Origin of the sequence: Pandoraea sp. B-6 (assembly GCF_000282835.1) — a bacterium.
GTDB lineage: Bacteria > Pseudomonadota > Gammaproteobacteria > Burkholderiales > Burkholderiaceae > Pandoraea > Pandoraea cepalis.
In genome coordinates, this window is record NZ_KB290538.1 from 1 (window position 1) to 213 (window position 213).

Genomic DNA, 213 nt, shown 5'->3' on the forward strand with positions numbered 1-213 from the left:
GCCGACGCTGCGCAGAGGCGGCCGCGATACGTCACGTCGCGCTCGCCGATGAGCGTAGCCGCGACGTACGACAGCGGCGTGAGGTCGCCGCTCGCGCCGACCGAGCCTTCGGACGGAATGCGCGGCAGCACGTCGTGGGCGAGCAGGTGGACGAGTGCCTCGAGGAGTTCCGGGCGCACGGCCGAGTACCCCTGGGCGAGCGACGCCAGCCGG

At 73.7% G+C, this 213-nt stretch carries 1 protein-coding gene; it reads right to left on the reverse strand.

Annotated elements, in window-relative coordinates; translation table 11 throughout:
• The coding region (locus tag A985_RS25910; protein WP_039830454.1) for an aromatic amino acid lyase at positions 1–213 on the reverse strand (213 nt) is incomplete at both ends.